Source organism: Bradyrhizobium manausense (genome assembly GCF_001440035.1).
GTDB classification, from domain to species: Bacteria; Pseudomonadota; Alphaproteobacteria; order Rhizobiales; family Xanthobacteraceae; genus Bradyrhizobium; species Bradyrhizobium manausense.
In genome coordinates, this window is the sequence record NZ_LJYG01000108.1 from 627,596 (window position 1) to 644,021 (window position 16,426).

General features: G+C 61.4%; 20 protein-coding genes and 1 pseudogene. 7 read left to right on the plus strand and 14 right to left on the minus strand.

Going from position 1 to position 16,426, the window contains the following annotated elements:
• The 7 genes and pseudogenes from AOQ71_RS48975 to AOQ71_RS33115 all read right to left on the minus strand — a co-directional run.
• Positions 1 to 310 (minus strand): annotated as a pseudogene (locus AOQ71_RS48975) (copper resistance CopC family protein); the annotation flags it as partial.
• A complete protein-coding gene (locus AOQ71_RS33090; RefSeq protein WP_057756105.1) occupies positions 310 to 828 on the minus strand; it encodes a YcnI family copper-binding membrane protein in 519 nt (172 codons plus the stop codon). The gene AOQ71_RS33090 and the pseudogene AOQ71_RS48975, both read right to left, overlap by 1 nt.
• Positions 829 to 859: 31 nt before the next feature.
• Positions 860 to 1,384, minus strand: coding sequence for a copper chaperone PCu(A)C (locus tag AOQ71_RS33095; protein WP_063958325.1), 525 nt, complete (start codon positions 1,382 to 1,384; stop codon positions 860 to 862).
• 27 nt (positions 1,385 to 1,411) lie between these two features.
• Positions 1,412 to 2,344 carry a copper homeostasis membrane protein CopD gene (gene copD / locus AOQ71_RS33100; RefSeq protein ID WP_057756108.1) on the minus strand — a complete coding sequence of 311 codons (933 nt, stop codon included), beginning with the start codon at positions 2,342 to 2,344 and terminating at the stop codon, positions 1,412 to 1,414.
• A gap of 13 nt (positions 2,345 to 2,357) precedes the next feature.
• Positions 2,358 to 2,714, minus strand: coding sequence for a copper resistance CopC family protein (locus AOQ71_RS33105; protein WP_057756111.1), 357 nt, complete (start codon positions 2,712 to 2,714; stop codon positions 2,358 to 2,360).
• 2 nt (positions 2,715 to 2,716) lie between these two features.
• Complete coding sequence (locus AOQ71_RS33110) at positions 2,717 to 3,730, minus strand: hypothetical protein (RefSeq protein WP_057756115.1); 1,014 nt, start codon at positions 3,728 to 3,730, stop codon at positions 2,717 to 2,719.
• 57 nt (positions 3,731 to 3,787) lie between these two features.
• Positions 3,788 to 4,174 (minus strand): DUF2946 family protein, encoded by a 387-nt coding sequence (locus AOQ71_RS33115; protein ID WP_057756117.1) that lies wholly within the window; start codon positions 4,172 to 4,174, stop codon positions 3,788 to 3,790.
• 772 nt (positions 4,175 to 4,946) lie between these two features.
• Between AOQ71_RS33115 and AOQ71_RS33120 the strand changes: the two genes are divergently transcribed.
• Genes AOQ71_RS33120 through AOQ71_RS33130 form a run of 3 tightly spaced genes read left to right on the plus strand, consistent with a single transcriptional unit; the run spans position 4,947 to position 8,520 of the window.
• Entirely contained in the window at positions 4,947 to 5,969 is a 1,023-nt protein-coding gene (locus AOQ71_RS33120) for a sugar ABC transporter substrate-binding protein (RefSeq protein ID WP_057756120.1), read from the plus strand.
• 7 nt (positions 5,970 to 5,976) lie between these two features.
• Positions 5,977 to 7,479 carry a sugar ABC transporter ATP-binding protein gene (locus tag AOQ71_RS33125; protein WP_057756123.1) on the plus strand — a complete coding sequence of 501 codons (1,503 nt, stop codon included), beginning with the start codon at positions 5,977 to 5,979 and terminating at the stop codon, positions 7,477 to 7,479.
• 12 nt (positions 7,480 to 7,491) lie between these two features.
• Positions 7,492 to 8,520, plus strand: coding sequence for an ABC transporter permease (locus tag AOQ71_RS33130; protein ID WP_057756125.1), 1,029 nt, complete (start codon positions 7,492 to 7,494; stop codon positions 8,518 to 8,520).
• Between the two features lie 309 nt (positions 8,521 to 8,829).
• On the opposite strand, the gene AOQ71_RS33135 is transcribed toward AOQ71_RS33130, so the two are convergent.
• The 4 genes from AOQ71_RS33135 to AOQ71_RS33160 all read right to left on the minus strand — a co-directional run bounded on the left by AOQ71_RS33135 (position 8,830) and on the right by AOQ71_RS33160 (position 12,203).
• Positions 8,830 to 9,372, minus strand: a complete 543-nt coding sequence (locus tag AOQ71_RS33135) for a 2'-5' RNA ligase family protein (protein WP_057756128.1) — start codon at positions 9,370 to 9,372, stop codon at positions 8,830 to 8,832.
• A 509-nt stretch (positions 9,373 to 9,881) separates the two neighbouring features.
• Positions 9,882 to 10,256: a hypothetical protein gene (locus AOQ71_RS33145; RefSeq protein ID WP_063958319.1), complete on the minus strand. Its 375-nt coding sequence runs from the start codon at positions 10,254 to 10,256 to the stop codon at positions 9,882 to 9,884.
• A 457-nt stretch (positions 10,257 to 10,713) separates the two neighbouring features.
• Complete coding sequence (locus AOQ71_RS33155; RefSeq protein WP_245317296.1) at positions 10,714 to 11,241, minus strand: hypothetical protein; 528 nt, start codon at positions 11,239 to 11,241, stop codon at positions 10,714 to 10,716.
• Positions 11,242 to 11,459: 218 nt separating this feature from the next.
• Complete coding sequence (locus tag AOQ71_RS33160) at positions 11,460 to 12,203, minus strand: sulfite exporter TauE/SafE family protein (protein ID WP_057756139.1); 744 nt, start codon at positions 12,201 to 12,203, stop codon at positions 11,460 to 11,462.
• Here AOQ71_RS33160 and AOQ71_RS48985 point away from each other — a divergent pair.
• Positions 12,202 to 12,756 (plus strand): hypothetical protein, encoded by a 555-nt coding sequence (locus AOQ71_RS48985; RefSeq protein ID WP_245317297.1) that lies wholly within the window; start codon positions 12,202 to 12,204, stop codon positions 12,754 to 12,756. The genes AOQ71_RS33160 and AOQ71_RS48985 overlap by 2 nt on opposite strands.
• Before the next feature lie 388 nt (positions 12,757 to 13,144).
• Here AOQ71_RS48985 and AOQ71_RS33170 read toward each other — a convergent pair whose 3' ends face one another.
• Both AOQ71_RS33170 and AOQ71_RS33175 read right to left on the minus strand, forming a co-directional pair.
• Positions 13,145 to 13,870: a hemerythrin domain-containing protein gene (locus tag AOQ71_RS33170; RefSeq protein ID WP_245317298.1), complete on the minus strand. Its 726-nt coding sequence runs from the start codon at positions 13,868 to 13,870 to the stop codon at positions 13,145 to 13,147.
• A gap of 37 nt (positions 13,871 to 13,907) precedes the next feature.
• Positions 13,908 to 14,117 (minus strand): hypothetical protein, encoded by a 210-nt coding sequence (locus AOQ71_RS33175; protein ID WP_057756747.1) that lies wholly within the window; start codon positions 14,115 to 14,117, stop codon positions 13,908 to 13,910.
• Between the two features lie 115 nt (positions 14,118 to 14,232).
• Between AOQ71_RS33175 and AOQ71_RS48990 the strand changes: the two genes are divergently transcribed.
• The 3 genes from AOQ71_RS48990 to AOQ71_RS33185 all read left to right on the plus strand — a co-directional run bounded on the left by AOQ71_RS48990 (position 14,233) and on the right by AOQ71_RS33185 (position 15,714).
• Complete coding sequence (locus tag AOQ71_RS48990; protein ID WP_430648666.1) at positions 14,233 to 14,358, plus strand: hypothetical protein; 126 nt, start codon at positions 14,233 to 14,235, stop codon at positions 14,356 to 14,358.
• A gap of 141 nt (positions 14,359 to 14,499) precedes the next feature.
• On the plus strand, positions 14,500 to 14,715 hold the full coding sequence (locus tag AOQ71_RS33180) for a hypothetical protein (protein WP_057756145.1): 216 nt from the start codon (positions 14,500 to 14,502) through the stop codon (positions 14,713 to 14,715).
• Positions 14,716 to 14,886: 171 nt separating this feature from the next.
• Positions 14,887 to 15,714 (plus strand): hypothetical protein, encoded by an 828-nt coding sequence (locus AOQ71_RS33185; RefSeq protein ID WP_057756147.1) that lies wholly within the window; start codon positions 14,887 to 14,889, stop codon positions 15,712 to 15,714.
• Between the two features lie 19 nt (positions 15,715 to 15,733).
• On the opposite strand, the gene AOQ71_RS33190 is transcribed toward AOQ71_RS33185, so the two are convergent.
• On the minus strand, positions 15,734 to 16,420 hold the full coding sequence (locus AOQ71_RS33190) for a class I SAM-dependent methyltransferase (RefSeq protein WP_057756149.1): 687 nt from the start codon (positions 16,418 to 16,420) through the stop codon (positions 15,734 to 15,736).
• Positions 16,421 to 16,426: the final 6 nt, after the last annotated feature.

Consider the following 16,426-nt stretch of genomic DNA (forward strand, 5'->3'; position numbering starts at 1 on the left):
GGCCGTCCTGCGAGATGACCCGGTAGCTCACGACCGCCGTGCCCTGCGGCAGGTCCGGCGGCATCGCAACCGAGATGCCCTCGCCCGATGCCGTGACGCGCGCATCGTCGCGCGCCCTGCCCGCGCCGTCGATCAACTGGATCGCGCCCGGGGTCACCGCCTCATTGAAGCGAAATTCCACCGCCTTCGGCGCGGTCGTCAGGATGCTGCCGCTCGCCGGCTCAACCGAAATCAACGCCGCATGCGCCGTAGCGTCGGTCACAGTGCCGACAAGCAAGAGCAGCGTGACGAGCGCGGCGACGAGACGCATTACGGCTTGGGCAGCAGTTTCACGCCAGGCGCCGGCGACTTGTCTTCACCCGAATGCGCTGCACCCTCCGCCGGGATTTCAATCCAACGGCTGACACCCTTCTCGCATTCCTGCACCACAGGGAAATACAGCGTGGTGTTCGGTTTCAGGCTGTCGGTGAGGAAACTGCTGACGATGAACTCGTCGTAATTGTGATCCGGCAGCTTGCCGCCGGACCAGACAATTTCCTTCACGCCCGAGGTCAGCCTGTTGCCGTGATAGTCGTAGGCGCTGGCATACTGGCCCTCGACGATATCGACATTCCAGCCGGCCTTCGGCATCGGCTTCACGGCGATCACGCCTTCCGGAATCTGCACGCGGATCTTGACGGTCGGCGAGCCGGAACAGCCATGCGGCACGGCGAAGACGGCCTTGTAGGACGCGCCGACCGTGGCCTGCTTGCCTTCCAGATATACATGGGCTGCCGCCGGCGATGCGGCGAGCGCAGCCATCAGGATCAGCCAGGGTGTCTTCGACATGCTCTTTCTCCCGGACATTAGATCGCGTCGGTCACATCTTCATTCCCGAATGATCGGGCATCTTCTTCATCATCATGCCTCCGCCACCGGGCGCCTGCGCGCCGACGCCCTGGACGTCAAGTGACACGGAGACCTTGCCGGCCTTCTCGAACTCGAGCGTCACCGGCACCTTCTGGCCCTCCTTGAACGGGCCCTTCAGGTCCTGGAGCATCAGATGGTTGCCGCCGGGCGCAAGCTTCACGGTCTTGCCGGGCTCGATGACGAGGCCCTTGTCCAGCGGGCGCATCTTCATCACGCCATTGTCCATCGCCATCTCGTGGACCTCAGCCTTGCCGGCGATCTCGGCCGACACGGCGATCAGCTTGTCGGGCGCCGTCCCCTTGTTCTCGATGGTCAGGAAGCCTCCGGCGACCTTGGCGCCTCCAGGCGTTGCACGACTCCACGCCTGCGAAATGACGAGGTCACCGGCCTTCACGTCGTCGGCGCTGGCGGGAGCACGCAGGGCGAGAGTGAGCAGGACGGCGCCCGCGATTGATCCGAACGATGCTTTATTGATGCGCACTTTGTGCTCCTTTTGTTGATTTCAGTTCGCGAGGTGGATGGCGGGATGCAGCGTGCCGAGCAGCCCGACTATAGCGAAAACGACAAGGCCGAGAACGAACTCGATGGTGCTGTTGCGCACGAGAGAGGCGCGCGCAGCATCCCCGTACTTGCCCAGCCGCGGGGTCAGTGACAGCCGGTTGACCGCAGCGAATGTCAGCATCAAGGCGAACACGGCGAGCTTGACCAACAACAATTGGCCGTACTCGGTGGCGATCAGCCCACGCACAGAGCCGACCAGGACCACGGTGTTGGCCACGCCCGTCAGTATGAGAGTTGCCACGCTGATGATGCCCATCGTCGAAAATCGCCCAACAGCGTCGCGGGCGAGCAACGGCGAGCTACTATGGCGGGTAGCGCCGAGGAAGAGAATCAGCGGCACCAGGCCACCGATCCAGGCGGCAGCGGCCAGAATATGGAGCGCGTCCGCAGCAAGATGCAGATGGCCCACGATACCAAAGGTCGCGCCGGCATGTCCGGTCCAGGCCAGCATTGCAGCAAATGCAAGCGACGCCGCAAGTCCAAGCCATCGCGCGGTAGCCGCACGATCGCAGACGAAGCAGATTGCCAGGCACACTGCAAGGCCGGCTCGAAGGGCAGTCACCTCGCCGAACTGGGTCTCGGTGACGACGGTCGACAGCACATCCGCAGTGAGCGCTTCGTGGAGCGGCAGGCCACTCATCGACGCCGCCTGGAGCATGAGCCAGATCGCACCCGAGATCACGGCCATGGCAAGGCCGAACCACGAGAGCTGCGTCAACTGCCCCCACAACGCGGCAGCCCTACCCGGTTCCGACCGCAAAACGGGCGTGGCGATGAGACCGCCGAAAACGATGTTTCCGACCATCATCGCCGTCGCCGCGAAATGCACGGCACGCGTTGCGACCAACGGCGCACCGGACGCTGACCAATCCATCAGCGGCTCGTCCCTATGGACCGACCTCGAAGCTGAAGCTCCCATCGGTCGTGTGTGTATCCACGGACAGGACGCGCCAATTGACATGGTAGGTGCCGGTGCCGCCGCCCTTGAGCGGAACCGACATCTGGTTGCCGCTGACGCGGGCCTTGCCCGCGTCGACGCGTTGCCCGTTGGGGCCTGTGACCGTCACAGAGCTGAATGCAGCCTCTAGCTTCTGCGTGAAGGTGAGCGTCACCTCGCGCGGCGGACTTCCGACCTTGTTGCCGACGCGTGGCTCGGCATGGTCGAGGAACGCGTGCGCCTGCGCGTAGCCGGTTGCGAACACGAGCAAGAGCGGAGCAATTCCAATCAAGGATGAACGTCGCACGGTTACCTCGCAAACGGGCTTGCGGGCTGGACAGAGCCGCCGAATAGCGGTTTGCCGATCCCGCGCGGGTCGATGTCATCGAGATAGAGGTGCAGCTGAGCGATCACGCCAACATTGCTGCCGCTTTGCCGGTTGATTGGGATCAGCGCCTCGACCGCGAACTGGAAGGTGTTGCCGACCCAGATCACACCGGGTTGGATCGTACCTGTAGTCAACGTTCCCGAGGTCAGGGTGTTCGCCACCGGCGTCTGCAGATTGGCCTCGACTAATGGGATCAGATGGTTGATGAAATCCGGCAGGCCCAGATCGACCACGGACGATTTCAGATAGGGCATGCTGTATTGAATGGTCCCGCCCCAGTTCAGCACGCGCGGGTGAAACTCGGTGTCGGCGGTCAGGTCGCCAGTGTCGGGATCAATCCCGAAGGTGGTTGTGAAATTCCGCCCCGGGATTGCATAGCCGACTTGACCGGTGATCGCGACCGGCCTGAGCCAGGAGAGTGTGTCTGGCAGGTCTCCCAACCCTTTGCCGAAAAAGACCGTCGGCGTGTAGGTATTGAAAGCGTCGGCGCCCACAGTGGCCGAGCCGGTGCCGCCCCATTCCACGCCCAAGCCTACCGACATGACGAACTCATGCTCGGGGTTCTTGTACACCCGATACTTGAACATGGTGTCCAGATTCTGGAATCCGTTGGCACCAGGCACTGTCGGGTCGACCGGACCGAGAAAGGTGTAGGTCGTGCCAAACGAGATCGCGAAATCCTCGGTGATGCGCTTGGAGAACTCGCCTGACACGTCGCGCTGCCGAACCGGTGGAACGTCGCCGGTCTTGAAGCTATCGACGGTTGGAAGCGAGAGCTCATCGTTGACGCCGGGATCGTCGATGCCGAGCGTTGCCGGAAAGAAGCGATTGCCGACGATTTCGTGGGCAAGGCTTCTGGAAACAAGAGATGGGGAAAGAGAAAAAAGCGCAATGGCGAGGCCAGACAGGCCCGCGCGCCCGTGACTGATGGACATGAGAAGTCTCCGCAATAGTGACTTGCAAGTTCAAGCGACCGGTCCGGCCGCGGAGCCTTACGCCAATTGCGGAGGCGCGCGCGCCTGGGAGTTGGACCCGCCATATGCAGTGACTACGCCCGCATCCGCCTGATGCCACACCACGCGCTCGGCGTGGCGGAGGGGAACGGAGAGCGCCGCGTGTGGTGACGAATCAAGGGACGCGTTGGCCTGCGCGAGGCAACACAGCGCGCATGCGCCGGAATGCGCGAAGGGCGAGCCGCCCTGGTCATTCGGAGCGCCCTGCTCGCTGATGCTATGGCAGATGACACCGGCGCCAAGCGGATCGGCAACGTCCTGACCGGCCGCCCAGCAAGCGGCAATCGGCGCCAGCACCTGCATCACCAACGCGAGCAGGACAACCGGTAAGAACTTTTGTAGCCGCGCGCGCATCCGCCGAACCATTCGTTAGCCTGCTAACTAAACACCACGCCTGCCCCGAGTCGAGATCACTTCGCCGGCCCTGTTCCGGCGGCGCAATTTTCTCGAAAAACGTGTCTGACGGCCTCTGCATCCGGGGCGATGTCCGACATTTGAGGCAGGTCTACAATCGGCCATATCCACAGAATTCTTATATCTGTCATATACTTACGCCTCTATCAGGCCGATCGTTTCGTCAGCTGCTCGAATTTTGAACATTCGTTGCCGAAAATGATGACAAGTGAGAAAAGTTGATCTAGCATCCCTCTTGCTCAGGCTGGCCGTGAGGTCGAAGTCTGGTGGTCCAAGTCTCGGGAGGAGCCCCTGGCGCGCAAAACGCAGCGTCGCCCCGTCAATCAAGATCAAATCTTAGAATCGGGGATAATAGGGTCGACACAATTTTTGAGCGGGGCCAGGGCCCCGCTCTTTTTTTATCTGCCTCTCCCAATCTGATCGAACAGCTTTAGGCTCGCAGCCTCGCGTTACGCCGATCTGCCGCCCCTCGTCTACCAACGGCCGTTCGATGAGCATCTTGAGACGCGCAGCGAGCCCGTGATGAGATCGATGCTTGCGCTGACCATCAAGCCGATTCTCGACTTCGCGGGCGAGCGCAGTGGACTTGCAGCGTAGCGCGCTTTGCGCTGCACCAACTCTCGCGTAGCAGATTGGGTGGCGTGAACTCGTCGATTGTGAGACACTTTCCAGATCGGTAGCGCAACCAATGACGCGCCGACGACAAGATATATGGGAGCGAGCGATGTCCGAGACGAAAGATTTCTCGACGACGAGGCGCGATCTTCTTCAGGCGGCTGCGACCGCCGGCGCCGCGACTGCCATCCTCGGCAGCATGGGCATAAACCCAGCATTGGCAGCCGAGATGGGACGAAGTGAGAAGCCGCTGAAGGCGGCGTTCTCCAACGCAGGCCTTCAGGCCACCTGGTGCGCGCAGGGCAAGCAGGCCGCGGAATTCTGGGGCAAGCTGTTCAATGTCGAAGTCACCTGGTTCGATGGCCAGCTCGATGCGGTGAAGCAGCGCGCGGCGATCGACAACATGGCCTCGCAGAAATGGGATTTCGTCGCGATCCAGGCGTTCGGCATCGGCACCCTCACCCAGCCGGTGCAGAAGATGATCGACGCCGGCACGCCCGTCATCGACATGGACACGCTGATTGCGCCGCTCGACCAGATCAACGTCCATTCCTTCCTCGCCCCCGACAACGAGTTCATGGGCGCCTCGGTGACGCAGGCGCTCTGCAACGCGATGGGCGGCAAAGGCAAGATCATCATGACGCAAGGAGCGCTTGGCCACACCGGCGCACAAGGTCGTGCCAAAGGCTTCAACTCGGTGGTGAAGCAATTCCCTGCGATCGAGGTGCTCGACACCCAGCCGGCCGATTGGGACGTCTCCAAGACCGCGCGGCTCTGGGAGACCTATCTGACCAAGTACCCGCAGATCGACGCGGCATTCTTCCACAATGACGACATGGCGCTGGCCGCTGCCAACATCATGAAGGCCCACAACCGCACCAACATCCTGATCGGTGGCGTGGACGCGATGCCGCCGGCGATCCAGGCGGTGAGCGAGGGCCGGATGTACGCGACCGTGCGCAATCCGTCGTGCCGCATCCACGGCGGCGCGATCATTGCGGGCGTTGCGGCCGTCGTTGGCGGCGAGAAGAGCGGCCAGGGCATTCCCAAGAACGTCGTCACCGACGGCCCTGTCGTGACCAAGGCCAATGCCGCGGGCATGCAGTGGATGCAGGATCACTTCCTGATCTGAAATCTCCATGCCTGAGGGTCGACGGCCCATCCTGGAACTGCAGGGCATCACGAAGAGCTTCGGCGGCGTCGAAGCGCTTCGTGGTGTCGACTTCGCGCTTCTCCCCGGCGAGATCCACGGTCTCGTCGGCGAGAATGGCGCGGGAAAAAGCACGCTGATGAAGATCATCGCCGGCGTGCACACCGAATTTTCCGGCCGCTTCCTGATCGACGGCCATGAGACCCATTTCCGCTCGGCGCGCGATGCGCATGCCGCGGGTATCGCCATGGTGCATCAGGAGCTTTCGGTCGCGCCTGATCTCACCGTCGCCGAGAACGTCTTCCTCGGCAACCAGCCGACCAACGCGCTTGGCCTCGTGCAATGGCGACGCATGGCGCACGAGGCCGGCGAGCAGCTCGCCCGCTTCGGCATCGACGTCGATCCGATGTCGAGGCTCGGCGACTTGCCGATCGGGCTGCAGCAGCTGATCGAAATCGCCCGTGTGCTGTTCTCGGGCGCGCGCATCGTCATCCTGGACGAACCGACCTCCGCCCCCTCCCCGCCCGAGGTCGAGCGGCTGTTTACGACGCTGCGGCGCTTGCGCGAGGAAGGCACCGCCATCGTCTTCATCTCCCATTTCATCGAGGACATTCTTCGCGTGTCCGATACGGTCACCGTGTTTCGCAACGGGCGGAAGGTTGCGGAGACCGCGAGCGCCGCGACCACCAAGGGCGCGCTGATCGAGGCCATGATCGGCCGCGGCGGCGAGGCGCTCGAGCACAGCTACACCGACGATCTGATGCTGCCGCGGCCGAGCGACAGTTCGGTCGTGCTGAAGGTCGACCAGCTGTCGCTGGCGCGCAGCCTCAAGGACGTCTCCTTCGAGGCCCGCGCCGGCGAGGTGCTCGGCATCTACGGCTTCATGGGCTGTGGGCAACAAGAATTGTCCCGCATCCTGTTCGGCAAGCTGAAGCCGGACGCCGGCACGCTGATCGTCGAGGGCCGGCCGAAGACCTTCGCCAGCACGGCGGCGGCGCGGCGCGCAGGCATCGCGCTGGTGCCGGAGAGCCGGCGCGCCATGCTGTTTCACCAGGAGCCGGTGTACAAGAACATCTCGATCAGCATCCTTGAGCGCATCTCGTCGCTGCTGCTCAAACCGGCGCAGGAGCGTGATATCGCCAGGCGCCAGGTTGAGCAGTTGCAGATCAGGCCGCCGGTGGTCGGCCTCGACCTCGGCATGCTCTCGGGCGGCAACCAGCAGAAGGTTGCGCTGGCAAAATGGCTGACCTATCCGCCCAAGCTGCTCGTCCTGTGCGAGCCGACCCGCGGCATGGATGTCGGCGCCAAGAACGACGTCATCAACATCGTCCGCGACCTCCGCGCCAGGGGGCTCGCGATCATCGTGCTGTCGACCGAGCCGGAAACGGTGCTGTCGCTGGCCGACCGCATCCTCGTGCTCAAGCGCGGCGCATTGGTGCGGGAATTCAGGAACGAGCCGGTCAGCAAGGACCGCCTGCTGGAAGCGGCGTGACGGAGAAGCACAATGGCGAGCAGTGAGACGGCACCAGCAGCAAGCCAGCGCGCACGGGGCGCTGCGACGTTCCTGCGCTCGCAGATGCGCAACATCGCGCCGTTCCTGACGCTGATCTTCCTGTCCGCCTTCTTCGCCGTCGCCAGCCCCTCCTTCGCGACCATCGACAATCTCGGCAACATCCTGACGCAGGTGTCGGTCACAGGCATCATCGCCGTCGGCCTCACCTTCGTGATCCTCTGCGCCGAGATCGACCTGTCGATCGCGGGCATCGCCAACGTCACCGGCATCGCGGTCGCCTACTTCACGCTGCAGGAATCCTACGTCAACATCGCCAACATCCCCCTGCCCGGCGCGATCGCGATCATCCTGTCGCTCCTGCTATGCGCGGCTCTCGGCCTCGTCAACGCGCTGGGCCTGACCGTGATCGGCATCCCCTCCTTCATCATGACGCTGGCGATGATGCAGATCGCGGCCGGCATCTCGGCGCTGCTGGTGCGCGGCCAGATCGCCTACAAGGTCCCGAGCCTGATCTCGACGCTCGGCTCGGGCTCGGTCGGTGGCATTCCCTGGATCGTCATCGTCGCCGCCGTCATGCTGCTCAGCGGCCACCTCGTGCTGACCTACACGCGCTTCGGCCGCTACGTCTACATGGTCGGCGGCAATCGCGAGGCGGCTGAATATTCCGGCCTCAACGTCAAGCTCATCTTGGGCAGCGTGATGATCATCTCCGCGGTGTGCGCCGGCATCGGCGGCATGCTCGGTGTCGCCCATTTCGGCAGCGCGCAGCAGAACGAGTTCGACACCTATCTGCTCGACTCCATCGCCGCCGTCGTGGTCGGCGGCACCAGCCTGTTCGGCGGCCGCGGCGGCATCGGCAACACCATCGTCGGCCTGTTCGTTCTCGGTGTTCTCAATAACGGCCTCGACCACGTCAACATCGACAGTTTCCTGAAGATCCTGATCCGCGGCCTGATCCTGCTGGCGGCGCTGATCATCAACGTCTATGCGCAGCGGTTGCGAGAAAAAGCGGCGGAATAGACGCCCTCGAAGCAAACCTGCGAAAACAACCCCATGCACAGTACAAATCATTGAGGAATTTGATGCGAAGCGGACTACGACATTTCCGAACTTCGGTTTGACGCGTCGGGCAAAACAGGAGTAGGATGTCACGATGGCAACGACCTGATGTCGGTGCCGCGCTGAGCTCAAGCTGGTGCTCTCGTCAGTGATGCGACCCGCGGTCGCGACCATCAGGGCCGTGCAGGACGGCCTCGTGACCGCGGCATCGGGCGACATCAGGGCCTCTCCGAGCGAAGGCTGGCAACGGGCCACAAGCGGCTTTCCTCCCTACCGCGCACCCGCCGGCAGCTTCTGCTCGGCAACAACCCGCACAGGCGGGAAAACGACGCAGTCCGCAACGTCAAACAAAACCGTCATGCTTCGGTTGAACGAGCCCGCGAAGTCGATCGCTTCATGATGTCTTTCCTCAGTGATGCGCGTGCCGAGCGTGCAATGAGGCGTCCATCGTCCCGGCCGATAGTGCGGCCGGCAATAGGCCGGGTCGATAGCTGCGCAGACCGCAGCGTGCCACCTCCTGAGGGCCGCATCGTCAACAGGCTCCAGCCAGAGCACAAGAGGCGGCCCTGCAAACCATCGAACGCGCCTGAACTCGATGCGCAGCTGCATTTCGCCCGCCGCTGCGCGCAGCATTGCTTGCCACGCGGTCTCCTCCGCAATTGCAGGCGAGTCATAGATCGCGAACGTAAAATGCGGCCGGTAGCCGAGGGTGCGCATCGAGGGCTCGTCTTCGAATGCCGCAACCTGGTCCCAAAGCTGTTCGACCTCCCGTCCGGAGTTGCCGTGGGCTCGTACGTTGATCGCTATTGCCATCGGTCGCTCTATGAGGATTCCCGCAACTTTAGCTTGCCGATGCGGCCTATTCAATATTTTGAATGCAGGATTGCGGCGGGGTCGAAACTAGCTTCCGAAAGACGATGCTGTCGTCCGAGAAGCTTGCAACGCATCCATGCCCCTTAACGAAATGACGAAGGCGGCTCAGAGCCGCGTCGTTTTCGCCAAAGAGCCGCTTGTAGTCGTCCGTCGACAAATTGTGGAGAGCTCCGTCGCCTAAGTCAGAGAGGGACTTGTCAAGGTCGGCCAAGGTGATTCTGGTTTGTCGCATTGCCTGCCTCGCCAACCATGACAGCATCCGTCAACCCCGCAAGATTGAGCGCTGACCTCGGCTTCCTTGAAGTGACGTAAGCCTATGATGCCGGCTCGTATAATTTTTGACGTAGATCAAACCGAGGGCTCGCCAGCAGCGTCTATGTCAGCTGCGCGCCCTGGTTGTGTGGAAACGCATGGGTCGCACAAGCGGAAGTGATGTTACTGATTTTGAGTCACATCATGGGACCCGGAATGAAGCAGCGAATATCGGTTACGCGTGCTGGCATGCCATCGATATACTCATACACGGGCCACGCAATCGTCCGCCCGGTGAGGTTGGGTCCGACAATCACCGCTTCCGGTGGCACATCCCACCATTGTCCGTACAAACGGACGCGGTATCCGCCGCCCTTACTCTCCCAATCGGGGCTGGCAACTGCTATTCCGTCCGCGTTTGAGCAGCATGGCCCCTTGCCACTTTTGAGGCTCTCGAACCAATGATTGAGTTCAGGTCGGTTAGGATCGTGCGCGTTCGCTGCCAAGTGCGAGACCAGTAGCACGATCAATGTGGTCGCCGGGTTGGCGGTCATCGAGTGCATTTGAGTCATTGCAATTTCTCTAAGAAAACAAGAAATTAGCGCCGTGATCCCTTCAAATTGCGTTAGTTCGAACTGCGCGGTCTTCCGATACGAGCCGCGTCATGCTGCACCAATTCCGGACAATTGGACGACCTCCAAAAATCCCGCTCGTTGCTACGTCTGCGATCCGGACCCTAAGGTTCAATGGCTGCCGATGTGAGGTAGAGGTCAAAAGCAGCTCGGCGGCCAGCATGATCTTGGTCACCTGTCCGCGAATTTGGTTTGGAATCGAGCGAAACCCGAGGCGCCTCCCGCGTCAGCGCATTCCAAGAGACATTCTCTGCTCAGCCGCGCCTGGGTTTCCGCGTTTTCGATCGAGCGTGGCGCCACGCCATCCCGCATCGGGCAGCTGGACGCGATCAGCAGCGCCGTCGCGATCGACAAACGTCCGACATTCATTGTTACCCCCGACAAGTTGGACCAACGCCTATTTGATCTCGCCGTATGTCAGATCGTCGAACAAGGTCACGCTATCCGCCTTGGTCCACAGGCCGATCATGCCGGCATCAACGATGCTGGCGTCCTCCACTTCGAATAGCGATTTTCCGTCGTAGGTCACCTTGAACCGACTTGCTGCGAAATCGCAACGCAGCACGTGCCATTGCCCTGATGTCACCGGCGTGCTGACGCCGTATCCGGCTTTGCGGCCAACGATCTCCAGCGACGTCCTGACACCCTTGATCGTCTTGTAAAGCACGACATTGTCCTCAAGGGCGTTGGCCCGGACGACGTAGTAATTGTTGGCATCCTTCGCGCGCCAGATGAGTCCCGCGGCGCGATCTTCCGACCCTGAGACTGCCTTGAATTTGACTTCAACGAAGCCGTTGCGGATCGCGGTGTCGCTCTTGATCGCAAGCGGAAAAGTCGCTCGTCCGGATTGCTTGAGAACGTTCGGCTTGCTTGGCGCCGAGGGCTCGGTCTCCACGGTCCATTTCGGCTCTCCCCTGCCGGTCATCGTCAAAGTCCACCCATCGGGCGGCATTCCGGCAGGAGCGTTGTCAAAATTCAGGGTCTCGGCCACGGCGTTTCCTCCCGTCAACAAGCTCAGCACAGACGCCGCGGCGAGCCATACGCGCAATGAAGATCGCGACGGTAAGGCAGCGGCGGTGTACGTCATTGATCGTCCCACTCCCGATGTTCGGGCCGTTCTCAGCGGCATGATGTCCTCGTCAATCAGCGAAGCGACGGAAGCGTTGATGCAAGCAAGGACAGCCCGGCGACCAACAGCAGCGCCAGTACCGTCTTTCGGAAGGTCTCGTCGTCAATCTTTCCAAACAGCCGGAAACCGGACCACAGACCGGCGACCAGGAACGGCGCGCCCAGCGCGTACAACACCAGCGTATCCTTCGTGATGCTGCCGGCGGCGGCCTGGGAGATCGAAATGACCACGAACGCCAGGAACAGCACCGGCTGGAACACGGCCCGCTGCAGATCCTTCGGCCAGCCGCGCCATTGACAGGAGATGGTCGAGATAATGCCGCCGAGCCCGGTCAAACCGCCAAGCAGCCCATTCGAGATGCCGATCGCGATATCGGCACCGGTGCCGATCTTCATCGGCGCGAATACGGGTCGCGCCAGACCGTAGACGGCGTAGATCATCAGCAATACGCCGACAAAAAGCTGGAGATAGATCGGGTTCAAATAGGAGAGAATGCCCACTCCGATGGGAATTCCGACGACCGTCCCGAGCGCAAGCGGCCAGGCCTTGCGCAAATCCAGGCTGCTCCGCAGCTTGAAGATGCCATAGCCCTGCGTGAGCAGGCCATAACCGGCAATCAAGGTCGCGGTCTGCATCGGCGTGATGATGTGCAGCCATACGCCCGACACGACGAGGCCCATCGCAAATCCGGAAAATCCGCTGACGAAGCCGCCGACAAGGGCCGCAAGTGCAAAAATAGCAAAGACAGGAGCATCCATGAGCCGTTCTCCCGAACGAGACCGCGAACGCTTGGATGGAAATCCATCTGATGGGGAGGTCGCAGATCCCCAAAATTTGCAAAGTTTCATTTCCGAAACGGTTGTATGCTCAGCACTGCCACGTCTCTCCCCCAATGCGATGAAACGTGCACAACGCTACCGGTTCGGCTGCACTGCACGCACCGCAAAACGCGCGTGCCTTCCGAACAAAGCTCGTCACGGCGAGTTGGTGCAGCACCTCCTGCAAGGAAGGGAGACCATCATGAGACATTCGACATCAGCTGCCCTGCTTTCCGTTCTGGCGCTAGGCTTCCTGTTCGGCGGAAGCGCCGCACAAGCGCAATCCACCCCTGTCCAGCAACCCCAGTCGCCGCAGCAGTCGGAACAATCCCGCGAGCAGGATCGTAGCCGCGCGGAGGATGTCACGATCGGACGCGACTGGAAGACCCAGGGCAGCGAGGGTGATCACGCTGGCCAGACCGCGCCGAACGAGGACCATCAAACCGTGGGCCGCGACTGGCGCGCTCACCCCGAGGATCGGGATCGCCAATAGCCTCCCCGTCATTGTTCTCCTGGTCTTGCTCTCCAGCCCAGGTTCAGTCGGTGTCGTCGCCCCCAGGCGACGACGGCACAGTGCAGGGAGAGCCAGCTGCGCTTCGATGCGCACATCGATCGGCGCCGGCGCGTTGACCGCACCGATCAGCCGAGACAGCCTATTTGATGAAATCGCGGTATGTGATGTCGACATGCAGCGCCCCTGGTGATCAGGACGCGATTCTTGGGCATGTCGCCTCGCGGGGAGATCGCAATTCCCCGTGCCACGAATAAAAGCCCTGCCAGCCGGGCTGTCAACCCGGTTGCGCCGAAAGAAGCAAAGAATCGTCGGAGCGGAGATGCTGCACCGGCCTGCGAGGTGCCAGCGGTGCCTGGAGTTGCCCGCGTCAGTGCGGTGTGAACTGGTTCAGGTCGTGAATGCCCATCTGCTGCTCCAGCTCGGCGACGCGAGCCGCCATCTTCTCGAAGCCGTCCTCGCCGAACAGCTGGTGCTCCTTCTTCTCGAAGTCCTCGGCCATCGCGTCGTACTCGTTTGCGGAGACGACGTCTCTCAGCTTCGGAAAGAGATCGGTGTCCTCGCGGGCCGCGTGCGGACGGTACATCGTGATGAAGGATTGCATCGCACCGACCAGTTGCTTGCGGTCATCACTATTGCCTCGGCTAGTCGGTGCGAGCTTCAGGATATTTTCCGTGACCTTCCGGCCGGCCTCGTGCTGATGCAGCAGAATGTCCACCAGATCGGTCATCTGGCCGGCCTTCCTGAAGCGCGGGAAGACGTGCTCCTCCTCCGATTTTTCGTGGTAGTTGTTGATGAAGTCGCGAACGATGCCGGCGGATTGCGTGATCAGGCCTGGATCGAAATCCTCATTCGCCGAGAACTTCCGTATGCTGGCCTCGTAAAGCAACAGCACCCGATCGAGCACGCCGTGCTCGCGCATCAGGTCTTCGGGCGGGGTGACCTCCTCGCCTTTTTTCTCCGCACCCTTCTGCTTGCCGCCGACGCCCTTCCTGTCAGCAAGCGCTGGCCTGGTCAGGATGGCCGGAGCCGCGACAGTGGCCAGCGATCCTGCGAGCACAAGCAGGCGGCGCCTGCCGGGCACGACGTCCATCATGGCTCTCCCCGAATGCGCTGGTGGCCGCAGGGGCCTATCAGCGCCAGGCCTTTTCGTTCTTCTGCTCGTAATCCTTAAAGGCCTTCTCAAGCCCGCCCAAAACCTCGGCGGACGTTTCGAACATCGCCTTCAACTGCGGCTCATCGACCTTCTGGATGTCTTCGCGCAGGTGGTTCCTTATATCGTGCAGGGCTTTCTGCATCTTCTGCGTATGGTGTCGCGGATCGCGATCTGCCGCACTCGCCATGGCCGGTCTCCTCGCTGCTGAGGTGGCGCCTCCGAACCCGGAAGGGCTTCTGGCGCGACGGCGCATTAACCGACAACGATCGACCTCGTTCCAATTCTGAAATCCGCCAAAGTGCATGAAGTTCAGAGATCTGCTGGCCGTGTTCGAGCGGATCGACGAGCACGCCTGCGCCGATCTCGTCGGGCTGTGCCAGTTTCTGCCCGGCCCGCCAGCAGCAAGGTCGGCTTCTCGACCGGCCTAGGATTTCGGCATTCGACGCCCTGTACGCGCGGATGGAGCCGGACCCGCAAAGGTTGTGGGATAGCGATCGCCATCAACGACGGGGTGTTCCACTGGCTGCGAGGTCGTAGTATCGTCAGGCGTTTTCAACCTGGAGAGTAATATGGCTGCGAAAAAGAAAGCAGAGGGCGAAGGCCCGCTCGCAAAGGATTTTGTTGCAGTGCGTGTCAATTTGACATCGGAGCAATTGGACCAGGTTCTCACTGCGCTCGGCGTTGCAAAGAAGCATAGGGCTAGTTTTGTCCCTGGCGCCGCGTTCATCGTGCAAAAGAAGAAGCCCGCTGCGAAGAAATCACAGCGACGACCGGCGAAGAAGTAGGCGTCGCAGACATTGACGAGTGACTGGAAGCTTACCTCAGTTGTTAGACGCTCGGGATCACCCAAACGGTCTCGATTGACAAGGTCTCCGGTCTTTGAGGGAGATCTTGGCGCGTTCAAGCTGCTGTCGACTGATACGCCTGTCTCGTTGGAACATCCATCCGGAAGGTCCATGGCGGTCCTTCCGGGGGACGTTTTCCTTGCGACTCCCGGACATCGCGAGTCGACCCGATGGGTCGTCGGCGGCGTCCCCAAGGAGGGACTCATTCCCGGCAAGGAGTATTCGATCCTCTCGAGTTGCGGAATTGTCGGCGAACTAATCGGCTCATCCTCGCAAAGGAAAAGCCCCCTCGGCAAAGTCGAATTTTTGGGAAGGTGGGGGTCGAACCAGGCGAATATTCGAGATTTTTCGGCAATCAACGACGACGAGGCAGGCGCGGACAAAGGCGCGGAATTGTACCTGATCGTGGGCACGTCGGCGGAGGTCGGAAAGACAACGGCCGGGCTTACGATTTTGCGGTCGCTGCTTCATCAGGGTTATTCGAAGATCGCGGTCCTCAAGGCCACAGGGACCTCCTCGATCGTCGAGCTCATGACCTATCGGGATTTCGGCGCTTTCACGACGCTGGATTGCGTCGACTTCGGCCTTCCCACCACCTATCCCTCCGAAAGAGAAGATATCGCTCCGGTGTTCGATCGCGCAATCCGCTACATGCTCGGACTGCCCGCTCAAGCCGTGTTGATCGAGTGCGGCGGAGATATCCTGGGCGCAAACGTTCCTATCTTCCTCGAACGTCTCAAGAAGGCGCGCCAAGTTGACAAGCTCGTGCTCGTCGCTCCCGACTCGCTGGCGGCGTTTGGCGGCCTGCGCATCCTGGAAAAGATGGGCTTCGCGGCGGACCTGCTGACCGGCCCCTGCACCGACACGCCGACCCTGCTGGCGCGGACGGAGAAACTGTGCGGGGTCAAAGCGATGAACATGCTGGGACCACGTCCCTGACGGTGATGCGCCGGCTAGTCTAATTCGCCTTGATGCGTGCGCTGACCGCCCAAAAATGCGTTAGTCGCGTGATCCGCACGCGATCGCAATATCCAGAAAGCGAGAGCCTCAGATCGTCGTCGGTCGGGTAATTCTTGACGATTTCAAAGAGCGAATTGTCCTGCCCCACCCTTATCTCGTGCCTGTCACCGAAGCGATCATGCCTCGAGATCGGGTTCTTCGCCGCATTGCCCCGATAAACTTCATCGACGAGCAGAAGCTTTGCGCCTGGCGCAAGCCGCGACAAGAATTGAGCGACGAACTTTCCTTGCTCCCGCTTCCTGAGATGCGACCACCACAGCATCGCGATCCCAACTTCGAATCTGGTTTCGAATGCAGGCAGACGGAGTGCGTCTGCGGTAACGAGTGAAACGTTCGAACCAAGGCGTCGCCCGGCTGCAACGGCCAGGGTATCGGCGTTATAGTCGGTGGCGACCACGAGCCTCGCCGATCGCGAACACACTTCTGTCCAATAGCCGGTGCCTGCGGCGATCTCCAACACGCTTCTTCCCTTGACGTGTCGCGCCACCCATCTGCGCAGCCTGGCGAGATCCGCCTGACGCCGACGCAGTTTGTAGATGTCGTCGTATTCAGACGATCGTTGCTTGTAGTACGTCTTGAGCGCGCCGGAGCCGCTTCGGATCATCACTCCACTGAATTTCAGCATAGAATG